The sequence below is a fragment of the Frankia sp. Allo2 genome (assembly GCF_000733325.1).
GTDB lineage: Bacteria > Actinomycetota > Actinomycetes > Frankiales > Frankiaceae > Frankia > Frankia casuarinae.
In genome coordinates, this window is record NZ_JPHT01000001.1 from 281,689 (window position 1) to 300,054 (window position 18,366).

Annotated in this window: 16 protein-coding genes and 1 tRNA gene; 6 read left to right on the forward strand and 11 right to left on the reverse strand. The window is 70.6% G+C overall.

What is annotated here, in order from left to right; all coding sequences use genetic code 11:
* Positions 1-32: 32 nt before the first annotated feature.
* On the reverse strand, positions 33-890 hold the full coding sequence (locus tag ALLO2_RS26145; protein ID WP_035729085.1) for a hypothetical protein: 858 nt from the start codon (positions 888-890) through the stop codon (positions 33-35).
* A gap of 309 nt (positions 891-1,199) precedes the next feature.
* On the opposite strand from ALLO2_RS26145, the gene ALLO2_RS01170 reads away from it, so the two are divergent.
* From ALLO2_RS01170 to ALLO2_RS01185, 4 genes are all read left to right on the forward strand, one after another.
* Positions 1,200-1,727, forward strand: coding sequence for a peptidylprolyl isomerase (locus tag ALLO2_RS01170; RefSeq protein WP_011438798.1), 528 nt, complete (start codon positions 1,200-1,202; stop codon positions 1,725-1,727).
* Between the two features lie 156 nt (positions 1,728-1,883).
* Complete coding sequence (locus ALLO2_RS01175) at positions 1,884-2,948, forward strand: rhomboid family intramembrane serine protease (protein WP_232234816.1); 1,065 nt, start codon at positions 1,884-1,886, stop codon at positions 2,946-2,948.
* 173 nt (positions 2,949-3,121) lie between these two features.
* On the forward strand, positions 3,122-5,029 hold the full coding sequence (locus tag ALLO2_RS01180; RefSeq protein ID WP_035729344.1) for a glycoside hydrolase family 15 protein: 1,908 nt from the start codon (positions 3,122-3,124) through the stop codon (positions 5,027-5,029).
* A gap of 78 nt (positions 5,030-5,107) precedes the next feature.
* On the forward strand, positions 5,108-5,467 hold the full coding sequence (locus tag ALLO2_RS01185) for a hypothetical protein (protein WP_023840019.1): 360 nt from the start codon (positions 5,108-5,110) through the stop codon (positions 5,465-5,467).
* Between the two features lie 36 nt (positions 5,468-5,503).
* On the opposite strand, the gene ALLO2_RS01190 is transcribed toward ALLO2_RS01185, so the two are convergent.
* Both ALLO2_RS01190 and ALLO2_RS01195 read right to left on the reverse strand, forming a co-directional pair.
* The gene (locus tag ALLO2_RS01190; protein WP_023840020.1) at positions 5,504-5,920 is read right to left on the reverse strand and encodes a RidA family protein; all 417 of its coding nucleotides are present in this window, start codon (positions 5,918-5,920) and stop codon (positions 5,504-5,506) included.
* A gap of 135 nt (positions 5,921-6,055) precedes the next feature.
* The gene (locus ALLO2_RS01195) at positions 6,056-6,319 is read right to left on the reverse strand and encodes a cell division protein CrgA (RefSeq protein ID WP_011438793.1); all 264 of its coding nucleotides are present in this window, start codon (positions 6,317-6,319) and stop codon (positions 6,056-6,058) included.
* Between the two features lie 368 nt (positions 6,320-6,687).
* Here ALLO2_RS01195 and ALLO2_RS01200 point away from each other — a divergent pair, with 368 nt between their 5' ends.
* Complete coding sequence (locus ALLO2_RS01200) at positions 6,688-7,512, forward strand: DUF881 domain-containing protein (protein ID WP_369808111.1); 825 nt, start codon at positions 6,688-6,690, stop codon at positions 7,510-7,512.
* Here ALLO2_RS01200 and ALLO2_RS01205 read toward each other — a convergent pair.
* The 8 genes from ALLO2_RS01205 to ALLO2_RS01240 form a co-directional block, all read right to left on the reverse strand.
* Complete coding sequence (locus ALLO2_RS01205) at positions 7,509-8,159, reverse strand: aminodeoxychorismate/anthranilate synthase component II (protein WP_035729089.1); 651 nt, start codon at positions 8,157-8,159, stop codon at positions 7,509-7,511. The genes ALLO2_RS01200 and ALLO2_RS01205 overlap by 4 nt on opposite strands.
* 98 nt (positions 8,160-8,257) lie before the next feature.
* Positions 8,258-10,303, reverse strand: a complete 2,046-nt coding sequence (gene pknB / locus ALLO2_RS01210; RefSeq protein ID WP_035729092.1) for a Stk1 family PASTA domain-containing Ser/Thr kinase — start codon at positions 10,301-10,303, stop codon at positions 8,258-8,260.
* Positions 10,300-11,928 (reverse strand): serine/threonine-protein kinase, encoded by a 1,629-nt coding sequence (locus ALLO2_RS01215; RefSeq protein ID WP_035729094.1) that lies wholly within the window; start codon positions 11,926-11,928, stop codon positions 10,300-10,302. Before ALLO2_RS01215 ends, pknB begins: the two co-directional genes overlap by 4 nt.
* Entirely contained in the window at positions 11,925-13,367 is a 1,443-nt protein-coding gene (locus tag ALLO2_RS01220; protein WP_023840023.1) for a penicillin-binding protein 2, read from the reverse strand. Before ALLO2_RS01220 ends, ALLO2_RS01215 begins: the two co-directional genes overlap by 4 nt.
* Complete coding sequence (locus ALLO2_RS01225) at positions 13,364-14,860, reverse strand: FtsW/RodA/SpoVE family cell cycle protein (protein ID WP_035729096.1); 1,497 nt, start codon at positions 14,858-14,860, stop codon at positions 13,364-13,366. Before ALLO2_RS01225 ends, ALLO2_RS01220 begins: the two co-directional genes overlap by 4 nt.
* Positions 14,861-14,873: 13 nt before the next feature.
* Positions 14,874-16,295, reverse strand: a complete 1,422-nt coding sequence (locus ALLO2_RS01230) for a PP2C family serine/threonine-protein phosphatase (protein ID WP_035729101.1) — start codon at positions 16,293-16,295, stop codon at positions 14,874-14,876.
* Positions 16,292-16,789 carry an FHA domain-containing protein gene (locus ALLO2_RS01235; protein ID WP_011438785.1) on the reverse strand — a complete coding sequence of 166 codons (498 nt, stop codon included), beginning with the start codon at positions 16,787-16,789 and terminating at the stop codon, positions 16,292-16,294. The genes ALLO2_RS01230 and ALLO2_RS01235 overlap by 4 nt, the downstream gene beginning before the upstream one ends.
* Before the next feature lie 6 nt (positions 16,790-16,795).
* Complete coding sequence (locus tag ALLO2_RS01240) at positions 16,796-18,118, reverse strand: DUF3662 and FHA domain-containing protein (protein ID WP_035729102.1); 1,323 nt, start codon at positions 18,116-18,118, stop codon at positions 16,796-16,798.
* A 159-nt stretch (positions 18,119-18,277) separates the two neighbouring features.
* On the opposite strand from ALLO2_RS01240, the gene ALLO2_RS01245 reads away from it, so the two are divergent.
* A tRNA-Leu gene (locus tag ALLO2_RS01245) sits at positions 18,278-18,360 on the forward strand.
* The last annotated feature ends 6 nt before the right edge of the window (positions 18,361-18,366 follow it).

The window sequence follows — 18,366 nt, forward strand, 5'->3', positions numbered from 1 at the left end:
ATCGCCGGCACGTCGATCGCCGGCACGTGATCTCAGCGCCGCCGGCTGGGCGCACCGCGCGACGGGTCGACGCCGGGCAACTCCTCGAAGTCAGGGGTCGCCGAGGCGGACAGGCCTTCGTCGAAGGCGCCCCGGGTATCAGTGCCGGCGGGGGATGCGGTGGTGCCGGCGGGGGATGCGGTGGTGCCGGCGGGGGATGCGGTGGTGCCGGCGGGGGATGCGGTGGTGCCGGCGGGGGATGCGGTGGCGGTGGTGTCAAGCGGCACGGGTTCGGCGGTGGTGGCCGGGCTTTCCTCCGCCTGGGCCAGGTACCGCCGCACCGCGGCGGTCCCCGCCGCACCCGCGCCGACGAGGGCGAGCGTGAGGAACTCCCGCCGCCGACGGCGGTGCACCCTCGCGAGCTTGGACTCGGCCTTCGCCAGCCGCTTTTCCAGGATCTCCTGGGCTTTGTCGGCCTGCAGGCGCGCCTTGGCCTCGCGCTGCACCGCGCGCCGGGAGCGATGCTTCTCCGCCCGCAGTTCGGCGGCGGCCCGGGCGCGTTCGGCGGCGAGCTCGGCATGCGCCCGGGCCTTCTCGATCCGCCTGGCGGTCCGACCGGACACGGCGGTGGCTTTGCCGACGGCCCGGCCCGCGGCCTTCCCGGCCGCCTTCTGGGCCGACGCACCGGTCTTGGTGGCCGTGCTGGAGGCGTCGNAGATCCGGTGCGCCACGCTGGCGCCCACATCCCTGGTGGCCGACGCGGCCGAGCCGGCCGTACCCCCGGCCTTGCTCGCCGCCTTGTGAGCGACCGTGCCGGCGCGGTCGGCGGCGCTCTTCGCGGTGTCGGACAGCCCGCTAACCGGCACCGTGTCGGCGACATGTGACAGTCTGTCCTTCAATATCGTACTCATGGTGCCCTCTCGTTGAGCCGATGGTCGAGGCGTCCGACCATCGAACTGGTGGTGTGCCCAGGTATCGGTGTGGTCAAGATCTGTGAAGTGTGCCGTACCCCGTCGGCGGGCTTCTCCAACGCGTTAACCCTCCGTAGCGTGTCACTAATACTTGGGTGACATGTCTGGGCTGTGCCCTTGGGAAGGNGTACCCGGTGCGAACCTCGGTGATGGAATTCCCCCGCGGCGCCCGGCGCATACGATCGAGACCCATCCGGACGCCGGCTGACCAGACACCCGCAGAGATCGATCTGAAGAGAAGAGAGGCTCATGGCCGAGGAGCTGTACGCGACGCTGCGGACGACTCAGGGGGACATCGAGATCCGCTTGTTCCCCGACCACGCTCCCAAGACGGTGCGGAACTTCGTCGGCCTCGCGACCGGCACGCAGGAGTGGACGGACCCGGAGACCGGTGCCAAGAAGACCGGCACGCCGCTGTACAGCGGAACGATCTTTCATCGGGTCATTCCGAACTTCATGATCCAGGGCGGTGACCCGCTGGGCTCCGGTCGAGGTGGTCCGGGCTACCGGTTCGCCGACGAGTTCCATCCGGACCTGACCTTCAACCGGCCGTACCTGCTCGCGATGGCGAACGCCGGACCGGGGACCAACGGCTCGCAGTTCTTCGTCACGGTCGCGCCCACCGACTGGCTCAACCGCAAGCACACCATCTTCGGTGAGGTCACGCGGGGAACCGACGTGGTGGATGCGATCGCCAAGGCGCCGACCGGGGCGCAGGACCGGCCGAAGTCCGACATCGTCATCCAGGAGATCGTGATCGACCGCCGGTCCGCCTGACCGGCCGGTCACCGCCTCGAACCCGGGAGTACGGCGCATGAGAGCTCCAGCCGCGCGGCGTGCGCGGTCGTCGGCCGCCGCGTGCGTACGGGCGGCCGGACGTGTTCACGTCAGCCGTACCCCTCCGGCGGCGACGCTGGCCTCCGGGGCGGCGCGGTGACGGCGAACCCGCCCGTCGAACCGCCCACGGATGACCAGCCGGGCGGCCCGGAGCAGCGCCCGGCCGGATCGGGGCACCCGGTGGCCGAGCCGGGGTGGCGACCCACGGTCGGCCCGGCGCCCGGCTGGTCGGGGTGGACTCCNCCTTCCGGTTCCGGCGGTCCCCCGCCGCCCGCGGGCGGTTTTCCCGCGGGTGGTCCTCCCGCCGGCCGGCCGCAGCCACCCGGCGCCGCGATGATCCCGCACTGCTACCGTCATCCGGACCGGGAGACCTACGTCTCCTGCCAGCGCTGCGGCCGGCCGATCTGCCCCGACTGCATGCGCCCGGCGGCGGTCGGCTTCCACTGCCCGGAGGAGGGCGACCGCTCCACGCCGCAGCGCCGAACGCGGACCACACTCGGCGGCCCGGCTCAGGTCGCCCGGCAGGGGCTGGTCACCCAGATCCTCATCGGCCTGTGCGTCGCCGCCTACATCCTGCAGGGCGCGCCCGGGCTGACCGGCCGCGGCACCTTCAACCGCTTCACCGGCGACTTCGCCATGATCGGAATCCGGATCGCGGCGGACGACCAGTACTATCGGCTGCTGACCGCGGCCTTCCTGCACGCCGGCGTGCTCCACATCCTGTTCAATATGTACGCGCTGTATCTGCTCGGGTTTCAGCTCGAGGCGATCCTCGGGCGGGCTCGGTACCTCGCGCTGTTCGTGGCGGGGGCGCTCGGTGGGAACACCCTGAGTTACGTGCTCGGTGACGGGTTCACCGTGTCGGTCGGCGCGTCCACCGCGATCTTCGCGTTCTTTGCCGCCTACTACATCATCGCCCGCCGCCTGCGGGTGGACTCCCGGCAGATCCTCATCGTGCTCGGGATCAACCTCGCCATCACCTTCTCGTTCAGCAACATCGACAAATGGGGGCATCTCGGTGGGCTGGCTGTCGGTGCCATCATCGGTCTGATCTACGCCTACGTCCCGCCCNGCCGGGTGCTGCTCCAGGCGGGCGGGGTCGCCGCCGTGCTCGCGTTGCTGTTCGCCGCCGCGATCATCAAGTCGTCGACACTGGTGTAGCCCGGCAGTTGTAGCCCGACAGCCCTGGTCGCGGGGGTGAGGACGGCCGCGACGCTTGCACGCCGCCGAGTAGCGGCTACCATTCGCTTTCTTGTCAATACTCATAGTAGCGATCTACGTGTGGTGGCGATAGCGTGATGGATGCCGTGGCACGGCGCGGGCAGGGGGATCAGATGGCACATTCACCGGTGCGGCGCAGCGGGGGCAGTCCCTTCCCGCCGATCGCCGAGTACGGATTCCTGTCCGACTGTGAGACGTCCTGTCTCGTTGCCCCCAGCGGCAACGTCGAGTGGATGTGTGTGCCCCGGCCCGATGCCCCGAGTGTCTTCGGGTCGGTGCTGGACCGGTCGGCCGGGGGCTTCCGTTTCGGTCCCGAGCGTACGCAGATCCCGGCCGGCCGGCGCTACCTCCCCGGGACGAACATTCTCGAGACCACCTGGCAGACGCCGAACGGCTGGCTCATCGTCACCGATTGCCTGGTGGTCGGGCGCTGGCATCGCACCCACAAGCGTTCGAACACGCACCGTCGGACGCCGAGCGACTGGGACGCCGACCACGTGCTGCTCCGGCTGGCTCGCTGTGAGCACGGCTCGGTGGATCTCAGCCTGGTGTGCGAGCCGAACTTCGACTACGGCCGTGAGCCCGAGTCCTGGCAGTACGAGGGAGAGGATTACTCCTCCGGCGTGATCAGCCATGCGGGCACCAACGTCACGCTGCGGCTGCGTACCGACCTGCGGCTCGGTTTCGACGGCCGGCGGGCACTGGCTCGCACCACGCTGCGGGAGGGGGACACCGCGTTCGTCGCGCTCACCTGGCGCCCGGAGGAGCCCCTGCTTCCGGACACCTACCTGCAGGCGTGCGTCGCCGTCGACCGGACAACGGAGTTCTGGCGCCAGTGGCTGTCGCGGGGAATGTTTCCCGACCATCCCTGGCGGCGCCATCTGCAGCGCAGCGCCCTCGCGCTGAAAGGACTGACCTACGCGCCGACCGGTGCTCTGCTCGCCGCCTCGACCACCTCGTTGCCGGAGACCCCGCGCGGCGAACGGAACTGGGACTACCGATACAGCTGGATCCGCGATTCCACCTTCGCGCTGTGGGGCCTGTACACCCTCGGGCTGGACTACGAGGCCAACGATTTCTTCTCGTTCATCGCCGACGTCGCCGAGAACGATGACGACGACATCCAGGTGATGTACCGGGTGAGCGGCGAGCCGAAGATCGACGAGGAGGTCCTCGGTCACCTGTCCGGCTACGAGGGAGCCTACCCGGTACGGATCGGCAACGCAGCGGCACTGCAACGTCAACACGACGTCTGGGGTGTCGTTCTCGACTCCGTGTACCTGCACACCAAGTCCCGTGACTACCTCTCCGAACGGCTCTGGCCGGTGCTCGTGCGCCTCGTCGAGGCGGCGGCCACGCACTGGCGGGAGCCGGACCGCGGGNTGTGGGNGGNGCGCGGGGCGCCGCAGCACTTCACCGTGTCCAAGATGATGTGCTGGGTTGCCCTGGACCGGGGTCGGCGGCTGGCGCAGATGCGGGGGGACGCCAAGACGGCGGCGCGCTGGCGGGCCGTGGCGGAGGAGATCCACGCCGAGGTGTGCGAGAAGGGTGTGGATCATCGCGGTGTGTTTACCCAGTACTACGGATCGAAGGCGCTCGACGCCTCACTGCTCCTGATTCCGCTGCTCGGGTTCCTGCCGGCGGCCGACGAACGCGTGAAGGCCACCGTGCTCGCGATCGCCGACGAGCTGACCGTTGACGGGCTGGTCCTGCGCTACCGCACGGAGGAGACCGACGACGGGGTCTCCGGCACCGAGGGCGCCTTCCTGATCTGCTCGTTCTGGCTGGTCTCCGCCCTGGTGGAGATCGGCGAGCTGACCCGTGCCCGGCAGCTGTGTGAACGGCTGCTGAGCCTCGCCAGCCCGCTGGATCTCTATGCCGAGGAGATCGATCCGGTCAGTGGCCGCCATCTCGGAAACTTCCCCCAGGCGTTCACCCATCTGGCCCTGATCAACGCGGTGATGTACGTGATCAGGGCCGAGGACGCCGAGGCCTACGCCCGGCCGTCCCNCTCGACCTGATCGTGCAGGCCGGTCCCGGGACAGGTGGCCACGGCGATCAGGCGAACCCGAGCGGGTCGTGGCATTAACGTGGGAGCTGTGGCCAGCCTGGAGGTTGTGGACAAGCGGGTCGAGGTCGTCCTGCGCGGGCTTGAACGGATCGGCGCGGTGCGTGGGGACGTCTCCGTGCGGCTCGACGAGGTACTCGACGTACGCCTGGCGGCGGATGCGTTCGCGGAAGTGCACGGATGGCGGGCGCCCGGGACCGGACTGCCGCGCGTCATGGCCCTCGGGACCTGGCGGTCGCGGGGCGGCAAGGAGTTTGTCGCTGTCTACCGCGGCCGGCCCGCGGTCGTGGTGGAGGTCCGCCCGGGTGGCGAGTTCCGGCGCCTGATCGTCACAACCGGCGACGCCGAACGCGCCGTGGCGCGTCTGCGCAGGGCGGTCATCGCGCGCTGACGGTCCCGGATCCGGACCCGGCGTCAGGGCCGGCCGTCAGTCGGACCCGGACCCGGACCCAGCCCCGGACCCAAGGATCGCCTCGGCTTCCACTTCGACGACCCAACGCTCGTCGAGTAGTCCCGCAACGACGACCATCGTGGCGGCTGGGCGGATCGCGGCGAACAGCTCGCCGTGGACGGCGCCGACGGCCGGAGCGTGGGCGGGATCGGTGATGAACATCCGGGTACGGGTGACGTCACCGAGATCGGTGCCCGCCTCGCGCAGTGCGGTGCGGATGATCTCGAAGCACCGCCGGGTCTGCAGCTCAGCGTCCGGTGGAACCGTGTCGTCCGGCCACACCGGCCCAGTCCCACTGACGAACACGCGTTCGCCCACGCGGAGCGCCCGGGAGAACCCGATCGTGGCTTCGTAGGGTGAGGAGCCGGAAATCTTCTGACGTTCAGGATGCAACAGGATTCCCTGGGTAATCGGTGATCAAGGTGGAGGTATCCACACTTGTGGACAACGGTTGTGGATGAATAACACGGCTGGAAGCTCTGGTGGTTGTGCCGGGCGTGGCCATCAGGCGTCTGGCGTGCGGGCCGGCTATCGCCACTGGGTCGACACGGCCAGTCCGACGACGACAAAACCAAACCCGATAAGGATGTTCCAGCCGCCCAGCCCCTCCATCCCCAGGACGCCGCCGTTGGAGAAGTAGTAGACGAGCAGGTAGGCGATCCCGAGCAGGAAGAACGCGAGGATCAGACCGCCGAACCAGGGCGGGGACGGCGGCTTCCGCCTGCGTGCCGACGCGCCCGCGGTGGTGGTCGGGGTTGGCTTCTTGGGCTTGCGGCGTCGTGACTCGGGCACTGCGGAACTCCTCGATGGCCGTGCGTGGACGAGAGCGGCGACCGTCGTCGCCGTCCTCGTCCGGCCATCGGCGGTCTCGCGCTGGGTACCAGCGTAGACAGGGCGTCCGTGGAAACGCCGTTGCGTACCGGCCGGCGGGATTCACCTCCGGTCGGGGCCCGGGCGACGCCGACGTCGCGGCCGGTGCCGGGGCGATCAGACCCATGTGGCATCGAGAGCGCCATCGGCCGCGTAGCCTGCGCGGGAGGCGATACCTCCGACGCGGCGGACGGATCGCCCGGCCGGGCTGGTTGTGGCATGGTCGCGTGCCGCCCCCGGCGATTCATCGGCATGCATGGGTGAACCGTTCAGCGGGGCACCGAGGGAGATTGGGGACGACGGTGCACGGCGGGCTACGGCCCTGGCCCTGGCCGGGGGGCCGGTCGCGGCGGGNGATCTGGGCGGNGTCGCTGTTCTGGGCCGGCGTGCTGTCCGGCGTCGTGGTGCTGGACGGCGGCCCGTTCGATCGGGCCGGCCCGCGGGACACTGCCGCTTGGGCGGCCCAGGAGCGGGCGGGAGTCGCGCAGGTTGTAGACGAGGAGGCGGGCCGGGTGGCCGACCGCCGCGCCGGGCTGGACGCCGAGTCGCGGCGGCGCGCGACCACGGCGCAGGCCGTCCCGTCGGGGGCACCGGGCTTCGCGCTCGGGACCGATGCCGCCGCCCGGTCCCTGGTCGAGTCGCTGGCCGGTCCCGCGGGGTTGGCCCCGGTGCGCGGGCCGGCGCTGACCGTCGAGCTGGACGACGCCCCGCGGGAGGGCCGGGGTGGCCCGTACGCCCCCGGCGTGCCCGCCCCGAGGCCCGACGATCTCATCGTGCACCAGCAGGATGTCCAGGCGGTCGTGAACGCGCTGTGGGCCGGCGGCGCCGAGGCGATGAGCATCATGGACCGCCGGGTGACGGCACTGACGGCGGTCCGCTGCGTCGGGAACACTCTTCTGCTGCACGGCGAGNTCTNCNCCCCGCCGTTCCGGATCACGGCGATCGGGGAGGTCGCCGCGCTGCGCTCCAGCCTGCAGGCCAATCCGCAGGTCACGATCTACCGGCAGTACGTCGACGCCTACCGGCTGGGATACCGCGTCGAGGAGGCCGCCGACAGCCGGCTACCCGGCTACGACGGGCCGATCGACCCGTCCGGCATCGCCAGGCGCGGCTAGGAGAACGCCGCCGTCCGCAGGGTCTCGACCTCGGCGGACAGCCCCGGTGCGAGCCTGCGCGCCGCGCCGCCGTCGCCGCACTGGTCCAGCCAACGGGCGAGGATCAGGTGGCCGCCCTGGGTGAGGACGGACTCCGGGTGGAACTGCACGCCCTCGAGCGGGAGGCGTCGATGGCGCAGCGACATCACCACGCCGCTTTCGGNCCGGCCGGTCACCTCGATTTCCTCGGGAAGGGTGTCCTCCTCGACGGCCAGCGAGTGGTAGCGGGTCGCGACGAACGGCGACGGCAGGTCCGTGAGAACGCCGGTCCGGTCATGGCGGACGACCGAGGTCTTGCCATGCAGCAACTCCGGGGCGCGGTCGACGGTAGCGCCGAACGCGACCGCGATCGCCTGATGGCCCAGGCACACCCCGAGCAGCGGCATGCCGCCCGACGCGCAGGCTCGCACCATGGGAATGCTCACGCCGGCCGCCTCGGGCGTACCCGGTCCCGGGGAGAGCAGGACCCCGTCGACGCCGAGCGCGGCGAGGTCGGCCGGCGTCATCTCGTCGTTGCGGCGCACGATGCATTCGGTCTCGAGCTGGCCCAGGTACTGGACAAGGTTGAAGACGAACGAATCGTAGTTGTCGATCACCAGGATGCGCATCAGATCGTGACCTCCCGCGGCATCAGGCACCCTGCCGTGGGCGGCCGCAGTCCCATACTGCCTGAGCAGCCACGACCGCCTCCGTCGGCGCGACGACCTCAGGTGCCGCCACCGCCGGAACCGCCACCGCCGTTGCGGCCGCCCAGCAGCCCCCCCAGGCCGCCCGGCTTCGTCGTGGCCGGTGTCCCAGGGGTGGGATTACCCGTCGGGCTCGGCGAAGTGCTGGTCGGCTCCGTGGTCGGGGTGGGCCCGGTTGGCGTCTCGGTTGGAGTCGGCGGCGCGGTGGTCTGGATCTGCTGGGCGACGGACAGCGTGATGGTCGAACCCCGAGGGACGTTGCCGCCGGACGGGCTCTGGTCCACAACCGTCCCCGGCGCCACGTTGTTGTTCGCGACGGGCTGCTGGGCCGCCCTCAGCCCGTAGCGGCCGAGTTCGGCGGCGGCATTGTCGTACGTGCGGTTGCGCACGTCGGGAACGTTGACGTTCGGGCTGACCACGTTGAGCGTGACCGTGCTGCCGCGCTTGACGGCCGAACCCGCCTGCGGATCGGTGCTGTCCACCGTGCCGACCTTCTGGCTGGTCGGGTTGCCGTAGGCCATCGGGTTCGGGACCAGCCCCAACGCCCGCAGGGCCGCCTCGGCCTCGGCCTGGGTCTTCCCGATCAGGTCGGCGGGGATCTGGACGTCGTCGGCGGCCTTGCCGATCGACAGGGTGATCACCCCCTTGGCGGCGACCTCCTTGCCTTCGGCCGGGTCGACCGCCGTGACCCGACCGGCCAGGTCCGGTGAATCGACCAGCTTCGTGACCACCTCCCCCCCGAAGCCGGCGCTCTGCAGCCGGGCGCGGGCCTGCTGCTCGTTCTGCCCGACGAGGCCGGTCGGGACGAGGATCTTCTTCGTGGAGGCGGTGTTGTCACCGGTGCTGAGGAAGGTCGTGGCGAGCAGGACGACGGCGACGAAGACGATGACGATTCCGAGACCCGCGAGGATGTACTTCCACGCCTGGGAACGCTCCTGATTGGGAACGGCCCGCCGGTCGATGGCCCCGGTCACGTCGTAGCGGTCGAACGGACCGGTGCCGAACCGGCCGTCGTCGTAGGGGACGTCGCGGTAAGTGGTCTGGTCGTCGTTGCGGTAGTCGTCGTCGCGGTAGCGGTCCCGGGTGGGATAACCCGCTCGGTCACCGCGGCTGAGGATCGCCGTGCCGGGCGCGGCCGGGCCGAGGGTGGTGGCGGCCCCGCCCGCGCCACCACCTCCCATCATGGCGTGCACGCGCCGTCCGGCCAGCGCCCGTTCCAGATCGTCGCGCATCTCACCCGCAGTGCCGTAGCGGTCGTCGGCGTCCTTCTCCATCGCCTTGAGGACGATCGCGTCGGCCTCGGGGGAGATGTCGCGATCGTGAGCGGACGGCGGCAGCGGGTCCTCCCGCACGTGCTGGTAGGCCACGGCCACCGGGTNGTCCCCGCGGAACGGCGGCGACCCGGTGAGCAGTTCGTAGAGCAGCACCCCGGTGGTGTAGACGTCGCTGCGGGCGTCAACGCGGGCTCCTCGGGCCTGCTCCGGGGACAGGTACTGAGCGGTGCCGATCACCGCCGCCGTCGCGGTCATGGTCGAGGAGGTCGCGGTGGTGGCGCGGGCGATGCCAAAGTCCATGACCTTGACCGAGCCGTCCGGGCTGAGCATCACGTTCGCCGGCTTGATGTCGCGGTGGATGATCCCCATCCGGTGGCTGTAGTCCAGGGCGGCACAGACGTCGGAGGTGATCTCCATAGCGCGGCGTTCGGTGAACCGGCCCTCGGTCTGCAGCGCGTCGCGCAGGGTCCGTCCCTCGATGAACTCCATCACGATGTAGGGGATCTGCGCCCCGTTGATGAGGTCCTCGCCCGTGTCGTACACCGAGACGATCGCGGGGTGGTTCAGCGCGGCCGAGGACTGCGCCTCTCGGCGGAACCGGGCGAGAAAGGTGGGATCACGGGCGAGGTCCGGGCGCAGCGTCTTGACGGCGACCTCACGGCCGAGCCTGATGTCACGACCGCGGAAGNCCTCCGCCATGCCGCCATAGCCGATGCCCTCGCCCAGCTCGTAACGCCCGCCGATGATCTGCGGCCCAGCCCCCGGGGCATACATCTCCGTCACGTCGGTCACGAATACTCCCCTGCCGTCGCCCCTCCCGCGCCGGAAATCGCCGACCCGGCGTTACCGCTGACGATTTCATCACCGATTGCGGTTGGGTAGACCACCCTCGGTGGTGTGGTCGCGGAGTTCGATGCGGAATTGCTGCCGGAGAACAACCTGTTGGTCGCGAATGCGACGATCACCACGGTGAGGATCAGCAGAATGATCAGAAGTGGCAGTGGCAGGGCGGGACGGGAGGCCGCCTTCGGCCGGTGCCGTCGAGCGGCTCGCCCCTCCCAGCCCGGCCGCAGATCATCCGGGCTGTCCGGGCCGGACGGACCTGGGGGGCCGCCGGGGGTACGGGCCCACGGCGGCGGACCCGGGTGGTAGGCGGTGCCGGGATCGCGGGGGCCGCCACGGTCCGACGTCCCGTAGGCCGAGCCGCCGTACGCCGACTCGGGGCCACCGTACGCCGTGTCGGGGCCGCCGAAGGGCGGGCTGTGCAGGGCCGTTGCAGGTACGTCGGGTCCGCCGAGCATGGCTTCCGGGCCATCGGGAACCGCCTGGGCGTTGTCCGGCGAAGCGCCGGTGCGCCCCGGTCCACTGGTGTGACCGGACGGTGGCGGTGCGGCCACCCAGGACGGTGGCCGGGTGCGCGAGGTGGATCGGGGCGGGCGAGCGGCGGCACCGGCGGGCGGGAGGACGGCGCCCNGCCCCGGATGGCGGGCGGNCGCGTCCGGTGCGCCGGGCCAGCGCGCCGGCTCCGGGCTCCACAGACTGCGCCGGATCCCGGCCGCCGAACGCGCGAATGCCCCCGCCGAACTGGGCCTGCGCGCGGGGTCCTTGGCCATCGCCGAGTCCACCAGGGCCCGTACCTGGTAGGGGATGTCGGTCGGCAGCGGGGGCGGGGTGTCCTGCTGGTGGGCCATCACGACCACGATGGGGTTGCGGTCGTCGAAGGGGCGGCGACCGGCGAGGCACTCGTACGCGACGACGCCGAGCGAGTAGACGTCGCTCGCCGGTGTCACCGGACGCCCGGACGCCTGCTCGGGGGACACGTAGTAGGCCGTCCCCATCATGATGCCGGTGGCGGTGAGCGGCGCGGCGTCGACCGCGCGGGCGATCCCGAAGTCGGTGACCTTCACCGCGCCGTCCGGGCGCAGCAGCAGGTTGCCGGGCTTGACGTCGCGATGGACCACGCCGAGGGCGTGCGCGGCCTGCAACGCGTCGGCCGCCTGCCCGAGGATGTCCAGCGTGCGTTCCGGGGACAACCGCTTCTCCCGGTGCAGCGCGGCGGAGAGGGGCTCCCCCTCCACCAGCTCCATGACCAGGTAGGCGGTCGGGTAGTCGTCGGCGGTCGCGACCTCGCCGTAGTCATAGACCGAGGCGACGCCCGGGTGTGACAGCCGGGCGGCATGGCGGGCCTCGCCGCGGAACCGCACCAGGAACGACTCGTCGCTGGCGTACTCCGGGCGCAGCAGTTTCACCGCGACGGGGCGGCCGAGGGTCAGGTCCAGGCCACGCCAGACCTCACCCATGCCGCCGGCGGCGATCCGCCCGTTCAGGCGGTACCGGTTGTCGAGGACGGTGTTCGGCGACGCGGCGCCGGCGAAGGGCTGCGACGGGGAGATGGGATTGCCCGGGGAGTTGTTCATGGCTTGTCCAATGCGGCCTGTATGACCTGTTTCGCGACGGGGGCGGCGACGGCACCACCGGTACCCAGCTCGCCGCCGCCGTCCTCGACGATGACGGCAACCGCGATCTTCGGAGCGTCCGCCGGGGCGAACCCCACGAACCAGGCGTGCGGCAGGCTGGTGCCGTGCTCGGCGGTCCCCGTCTTCCCGGCGACGGTGACGCCGCCGATCTGCGCCCGCCGACCGGTCCCCGACGTCACCACGCTTTCCATCATGGTCGTGAGCTGGGCGGCCACCTCGCTGCTCACCGGTTCACCGAGTTTCTTCGGCTCGGTTTTGCTGATCCTCTTGAGGTCCGGGCTGCGTAGTTCGGACACGATATAGGGCTTCATCTCCGTGCCGTCGTTGGCGATCGCCGCGACCACCTCCGCCATCTGTAGGGGCGTGACCCGGACGTCGTACTGGCCGATCGCCGACTGCGCGGTCTGCGCGGCGTCGAGCTTGGCGGGGAAGACGCTACGGGCCTGCTGCAAGGGGAAGTCGGGGAAGGTCGCGTTCAGGCCGAAGGCCTCGGCCTGCCGGCGCAGGGTGTCGGCACCGAGATCGATACCGAGCTGTGCGAACGCGGTGTTGCAGGAGATGGCGAGCGCGTGAATGAGGGTGTCGGTCTCGCCGTCGCCGCAGCGTTCGCCGCCGAAGTTCGGCAGCCGCACGGTGCTCAGTGGGAGCGGTAGCTCATCGGGTGCCGCGACACGAGTGTCCGGCGTCCTGCCTTGTGACAGCGCGGCGGCGGCGGTGATGAGCTTGAAGGTCGAACCGGGCGGATAGGTCTGCTGGGCTGCCCGGTTCAGCAGCGGTTGATCTGGATTGCCCGACAGCAGCCCATAGGCATTGGCCGCGGCCTTCTCATCATGGGCCGCCAGCGCGTTCGCGTCGTAGGAAGGGTTGGTGACCATCGCCAGGATCGCGCCGGTCGACGGCTCGATGGCGACCACCGCGCCCTTGCGGTTGCCGAGCGCCTCCGCCGCCGCCTTCTGGACGGCGGGGTTGATCGTGGTGACCACGGAACCGCCGCGCCGCTCCGCGCCGGTGAACAGGCCGGTCACCCGGCTTGCGAGCAGTCGGTCGTCGTCTCCGGACAGGAAGACGTCCTCGGACCGCTCCAGGCCGGCCGCCGTGAACAGCGTGTAGTAGCCGGTAACGTTGGAGTAGAGCTGCCCGGCCGGATACTGCCGCTGGTACTTGTACTGGTCGTTCGACGGCACCGAACGTGCGATCTCCACGTCACCGGCGACGATCGCGCCCCGCTGTCGTTCCAGGCGCTCGGTGATCTGACGCCCGTTCGTCGGCTGGGACTTGAGGCTGCCCGCCTCGCCCACCTGGAGCCAGTTCGCGTTCACCAGGAGCGCGGCGAAGAGGACCATGCAGGCGACGGCGACCTTGCGCACCGTGCGGTTCATGTCGTCTTCACCACCTGGGTGGGACTCTCTGCAACCGCGCCCGGGTCGAACAGGGGGGCATCCGGCACCGGTTCGGGTGCGCGGCGGGCGGCGTCGCTGACCCGCAGCAGCAACGCGATGATCGCGGCGTTGGCCACGATGGACGACCNGCCGTAGGAGACGAACGGCAGCGTGAGCCCGGTCAGCGGGATGAGCCGCATGACCCCGCCCACCTGCACGAACACCTGCAGCGCCAGGGTGAAGGACAGCCCGGCCGCCAGCAGTTTGCCGAACGGGTCCTTCGCGCCGAGGGCCGCGCGCATCCCGCGCAGCACGACCAGGGCGTACATCATCAGGATGGCCATGACGCCGGTGAGACCGAGCTCCTCACCGAGGCTCGCCATGATGAAGTCGGTGTTCGCGAACGGCACCTTCTGCGGGTGCCCCTCCCCGAGCCCCGTACCGGTGATGCCACCGGCGGCGAAGCCGTAGAGGCCCTGCACGAGCTGGTACGACGTGCTCGACGGGTTGTCACCGTCGAAGGCGTGCAGCCAGCCGTCCACCCGGACCTGGACATGGCTGAACATGCTGTGCGCGATCACGGCACCGAACAGAAACAGCACGAAGCCGACCAAGAGCCACGATACCCGCTCGGTGGCGACGTAGAGGACGACCATGAACATTCCGAAGAACAGCAGGGACGAGCCGAGGTCCTTCTGCACGATCAGGATGCCCAGGCTCGCCAGCCACGCCACCAGTACCGGCCCGAGGTCGCGGGCGCGCGGGATCCCCATCCCGAGAAAGGAGCGGGAGGCCACCGAGAGGACCTCGCGTTTGTTGACCAGATAGCCGGCGAAGAAGATCAGAAGAATGATCTTCGAGACTTCGCTCGGCTGGAAGGAGAACGGNCCGATCCGCAGCCAGAGGCGCGCGCCGTTGATGGTCGCGCCGATGCCCGGCGCGATCGGCAGCACCAGACCGACCAGACCGACCAGGCCGGCCGTGTAGGCGTACCGGGCGAGCGAGAGATGATCGCGTACCAGCGCCAGCACCAGGATGAAGACGATGACCGCCAGCAGGGTCCAGACGAGCTGCGTCTGCGCGGCACCGGGCGGAATGTGGGTTCCCGCCCGCTCGGCGGCATCCGCCTTGGCGAGGTCGAGCCGATAGATCATGACCAGGCCCAGGCCGTTGAGCGCGACGACGACCGGGAGCAGCACCGGGTCGGCGGCCGGCGCGAACCTGCGTACCGCCAGGTGGGCCAGCGCCCACAGGCAGAAGAAGCCGAGACCGATGGAGAAGATCCCGAGCGAGACCTGGCCGATGTCGGCGAAGGTCAACGCGGCGAGCGCGCTGGTCGCGAGCACGCCGGCGAAGATCATCAGGATGAGCTCCCGGCGCCGGTACGGCGGGAGGNTGGTGCCGGTGGGCAGCGGGAAACCGGCGAAGGTCGCGGTGAGGTCCGCCGACCTCGGCCTGCGTAGCGGAGGTAGGGGGATCGGCGGGCGGGNCATCGCTGGCCTGAGATCACGGTGAGGGGGNGGGGNCGGGNGTGGTCGGGCATCCCGGGACCGTGACGCCGGCACCGGTCGCCGGCTGGCACAGGGCGGTGGACAGGAGGGAGGAGCCCGAGGTGCCCGACGGCACCTTGGAACGGTCGGTCGGACTCGGACTCGGACTCGGACTCGGGCGTACGGAGGGCGTGGCCGGGGTCCGTAGGCGCGAGATGATCTTTTCCGCATCGTCGCGGCTGCCGGCGCGGATGCCTCGTCGGAGCTCCGCCTGATCGGGCTCCGCAACCTCCGACAGTGGCTGACGGCGGGGGAGTACCACCGAGGACAGCGGAATGCCCTTCACTCCCTGGAAGAGGGCGACGTGTTCGTCGTCGACGCCGACATAGTACTGCCCGCGCACGTAGGTCCACCCGGCCGCGGCACCGGCCGCGATGAGCACGAACACCACGGTGGAGACGAACAGGACCCGCCGCCCGGAGCGCCGTCCCCCGGATCCTTCCGGGTCGGAGTCGTCGCCGTCGTCGTCGCCCCGATCGCTGGCCTGCGCCTGGCGGTCCCGCCGGTGGAAGCCCGGCCGACCGATACGGGCCGCCTTCGCCGCCGCGGACTCGTGGTCGGGGTACTGGGGATTCGGCCCGCTGCGGGCCGGCGACGCGCCGGNAACCGCCCGCTTCTCGGCCGCCGCGCCGGCTACGAGGGGATAGGGCTCCGCCTCGCCGTGGTCCTCCTCGATGTCGGCGACCACGACGGTGATGTTGTCCGGGCCGCCGCCCTTGAGGGCCAGGTCGACCAGCTGGTCGACCGCCTCCTGCGGGGTGGGCAGCAGCAGCGTCTCGAGGATTGTCTCCTCGCTCACCACCCCCGACAGGCCGTCGGTGCACAGCAAGTAGCGGTCTCCCGCGATCGCCTGGCGCACGGAGAGATCGGGCTCGACCTCCCGACCGTCGAGCGCCCGCATCAGCAGCGAGCGCTGCGGATGGGTGTTCGCCTGCTCGGGGGTGATCCGACCCTGGTCCACGAGATCCTGCACCAGGGTGTGATCGTGGGTGACCTGGCTGAGGACGCCGTCGCGCAGCAGGTAGGCCCGGGAATCGCCGACGTGCAGCACCCCGAGCATGTCACCGGAGGAGAGCACGGCGGTCACCGTGGTGCCCATGCCGTCCAGCGCGCTGTTCTCCAGCGACATCTCGCGCAGCTGCCGATTGGCGTCCCGGACGGCCTCGTTCAGCTCCGTCACGAGATCGTCGCTGTCGATCGCGTCGTCGAGATCCGCCAGGCGGGAGATCACCGTTGAGCTGGCGACCTCCCCCGCGGCATGACCACCCATGCCGTCGGCCACCGCCAGCAGGCGGAGCCCGGCATAGGCTGAATCTTCGTTTCCTTCCCGTACGTGCCCGACATCCGAGCGGACGGCGAAGTGAAGCCTGAGGCTCACCGGTGGAGCTCCAGGACCGTCTTCCCGATCCTGACCGGCGCGCCGAGAGGTACCGGCATGGGACTGGTCACCTTCGTACGGTTGAGGAATGTGCCATTGGTCGAGCCCAGGTCCTCCACGAACCACTGCCCGTCGTGGGGCACGAGTCTCGCATGCCGCCCGGATGCGAAGTCATCCTCGAGGACCAGAGTCGAGTCCTGTGCCCGTCCGATGGTGACAGGTGCCGTTCCTAGCGGGATCGTTGTGCCGGTCAAGGGGCCTTTGGTCACCACGAGTTTGCTAGGTGTCTGTGGCTTGCGTGGAGGTTGGGGTGGAGTGCGCGGCGGCGTCGGCCGGACCAGGGGGGGCGGCTCGCGCCGCTGCTGACGCTTGGTGGGGCCGAACATGTCCAGCCGGACGGCGCGCACGGCGACCAGAACGAATCCCCAGAGGAGGGCAAGGAATCCGATCTTGACAACCAGCAGTACGAGTTCGCTGGGTTCAGTGGGGTCCATCGGGCGCTACCAGCCTCGAGCCGATCTGGGCCGGCCACGTCGACCATCCCCGCCGGGAGGCTCCGCGGCGGCGCGGCCGGGGAGCTCCGTGTCGGCGTCGTACACGTCGTCGAGGGGTTCGAGCCCATCGGGCGGCGAACCGGAGCCGGGCCGGCGGCCGGGGTTGCTCGGCTCGCGGTAGGGGTCGGCTCGCCGAGGAGCGTCGGCTCGCCGAGGAGCGTCGGTTCGCCGAGGAGCGTCGGCTCGCCGAGGAGCGTCGGCTCGTCCCTCACGCCCGTCACTGGGGTCACGGTGATAGGGGTCACGACCACCGTGGTCGCGCGGCTGGTCGTAGCCGTGATCCCGTTCCGGTGTCCGGTCCCGGTACGGGTCCCTCCGGTTCTGGTATGAATCGTCCCGGTACCCCGGCCCACCGCGCCGATCACGATCGGCGTACGGGTCGACACGGCCGGCGTGTGGCGACGAGCCGCGCCGGTACGGGTCGTCCGGCGCGGGCGTGGGACGGCGGTCCGGCGGGATGGTCTCCCGGCCCCCGGCCTGGGCCGGCGGAGGTGTTCCACGGGCGCCCACGCGCGCCGGACCATTCCCCCGCCCGTCCTCGCGACGGAAGACGATCGTCGCGGTACCGAGCTCGATCTTGTCCCCGTTGACCAACTTGACCTGCGTCGCCGCGCGACCGTTGACCAGGCTGCCGTTGGTGGACCCGGCGTCGACGTAGAGGAACTGCCCGTCGGGAAGCCGGCGTATCTCGCCGTGGCGACGAGACACACCGGTGTCGTTCAGGCGGATGTCGCACTCGACGCTGCGGCCGATCACGGTCGTCTCGGCGTCCAAGGGATACTCCCGTTCCCCTCCGCCCGCGGGCCCTCCCGGGGCCTTCGTGGTAATGACGAGGTGCGGGGTGCCGGGAGCGCCCGGTCGGGGAGGGCGTGCGCGCCGTTCAGTCACCGCTCCCGGGTCCGCGGCGGCCACGCTGCTGCGGACCCGGAAGACGCCGACATCGAGATCGGTGGCCTCGGACATCCGCACGGACACCGGGCCGACGAAGGTGTAACGCTGCTCGGCCGCATGCTCGCGAACCATCTCGGCGAGCTCGTCGCACAGCGCCCGGTCGTAGGGGGCGAGCCGGGCGAAGTCGCCGCCGGCGAGCTCGACGGCGAACTCGTTGGGCACCAGCACCCGGTTCGAACTGACCGCCCGCCGATCGTCGGTTTCCCGGGCCAACGCGCTGGCGATCTCGACGGGCTCGACTCCGCCCTTGAACACCTTCGCGAACGCACCCTCGACGAGGCCGCCCAGGCGCCGTTCGAAGCGTTGTAGCACGCCCATGCTCGACCTCCCTTCTCCCGGTCTGTGAGATCGTATGCCCCCGGGCGCGGACGTCCCACGGCTCGGCAGCTTGACATGTTCGCGACGGGCCCGACCCCCCTCCGTGAAGGACATCTCCGGCGTGGTAGCGTGTCGTCTGGTCAAGAGATAGTCCCACTCGGGCGAGTGGCGGAATGGCAGACGCGCACGGTTCAGGTCCGTGTGTCCTAGCGGACGTGGGGGTTCAACTCCCCCCTCGCCCACGCAAG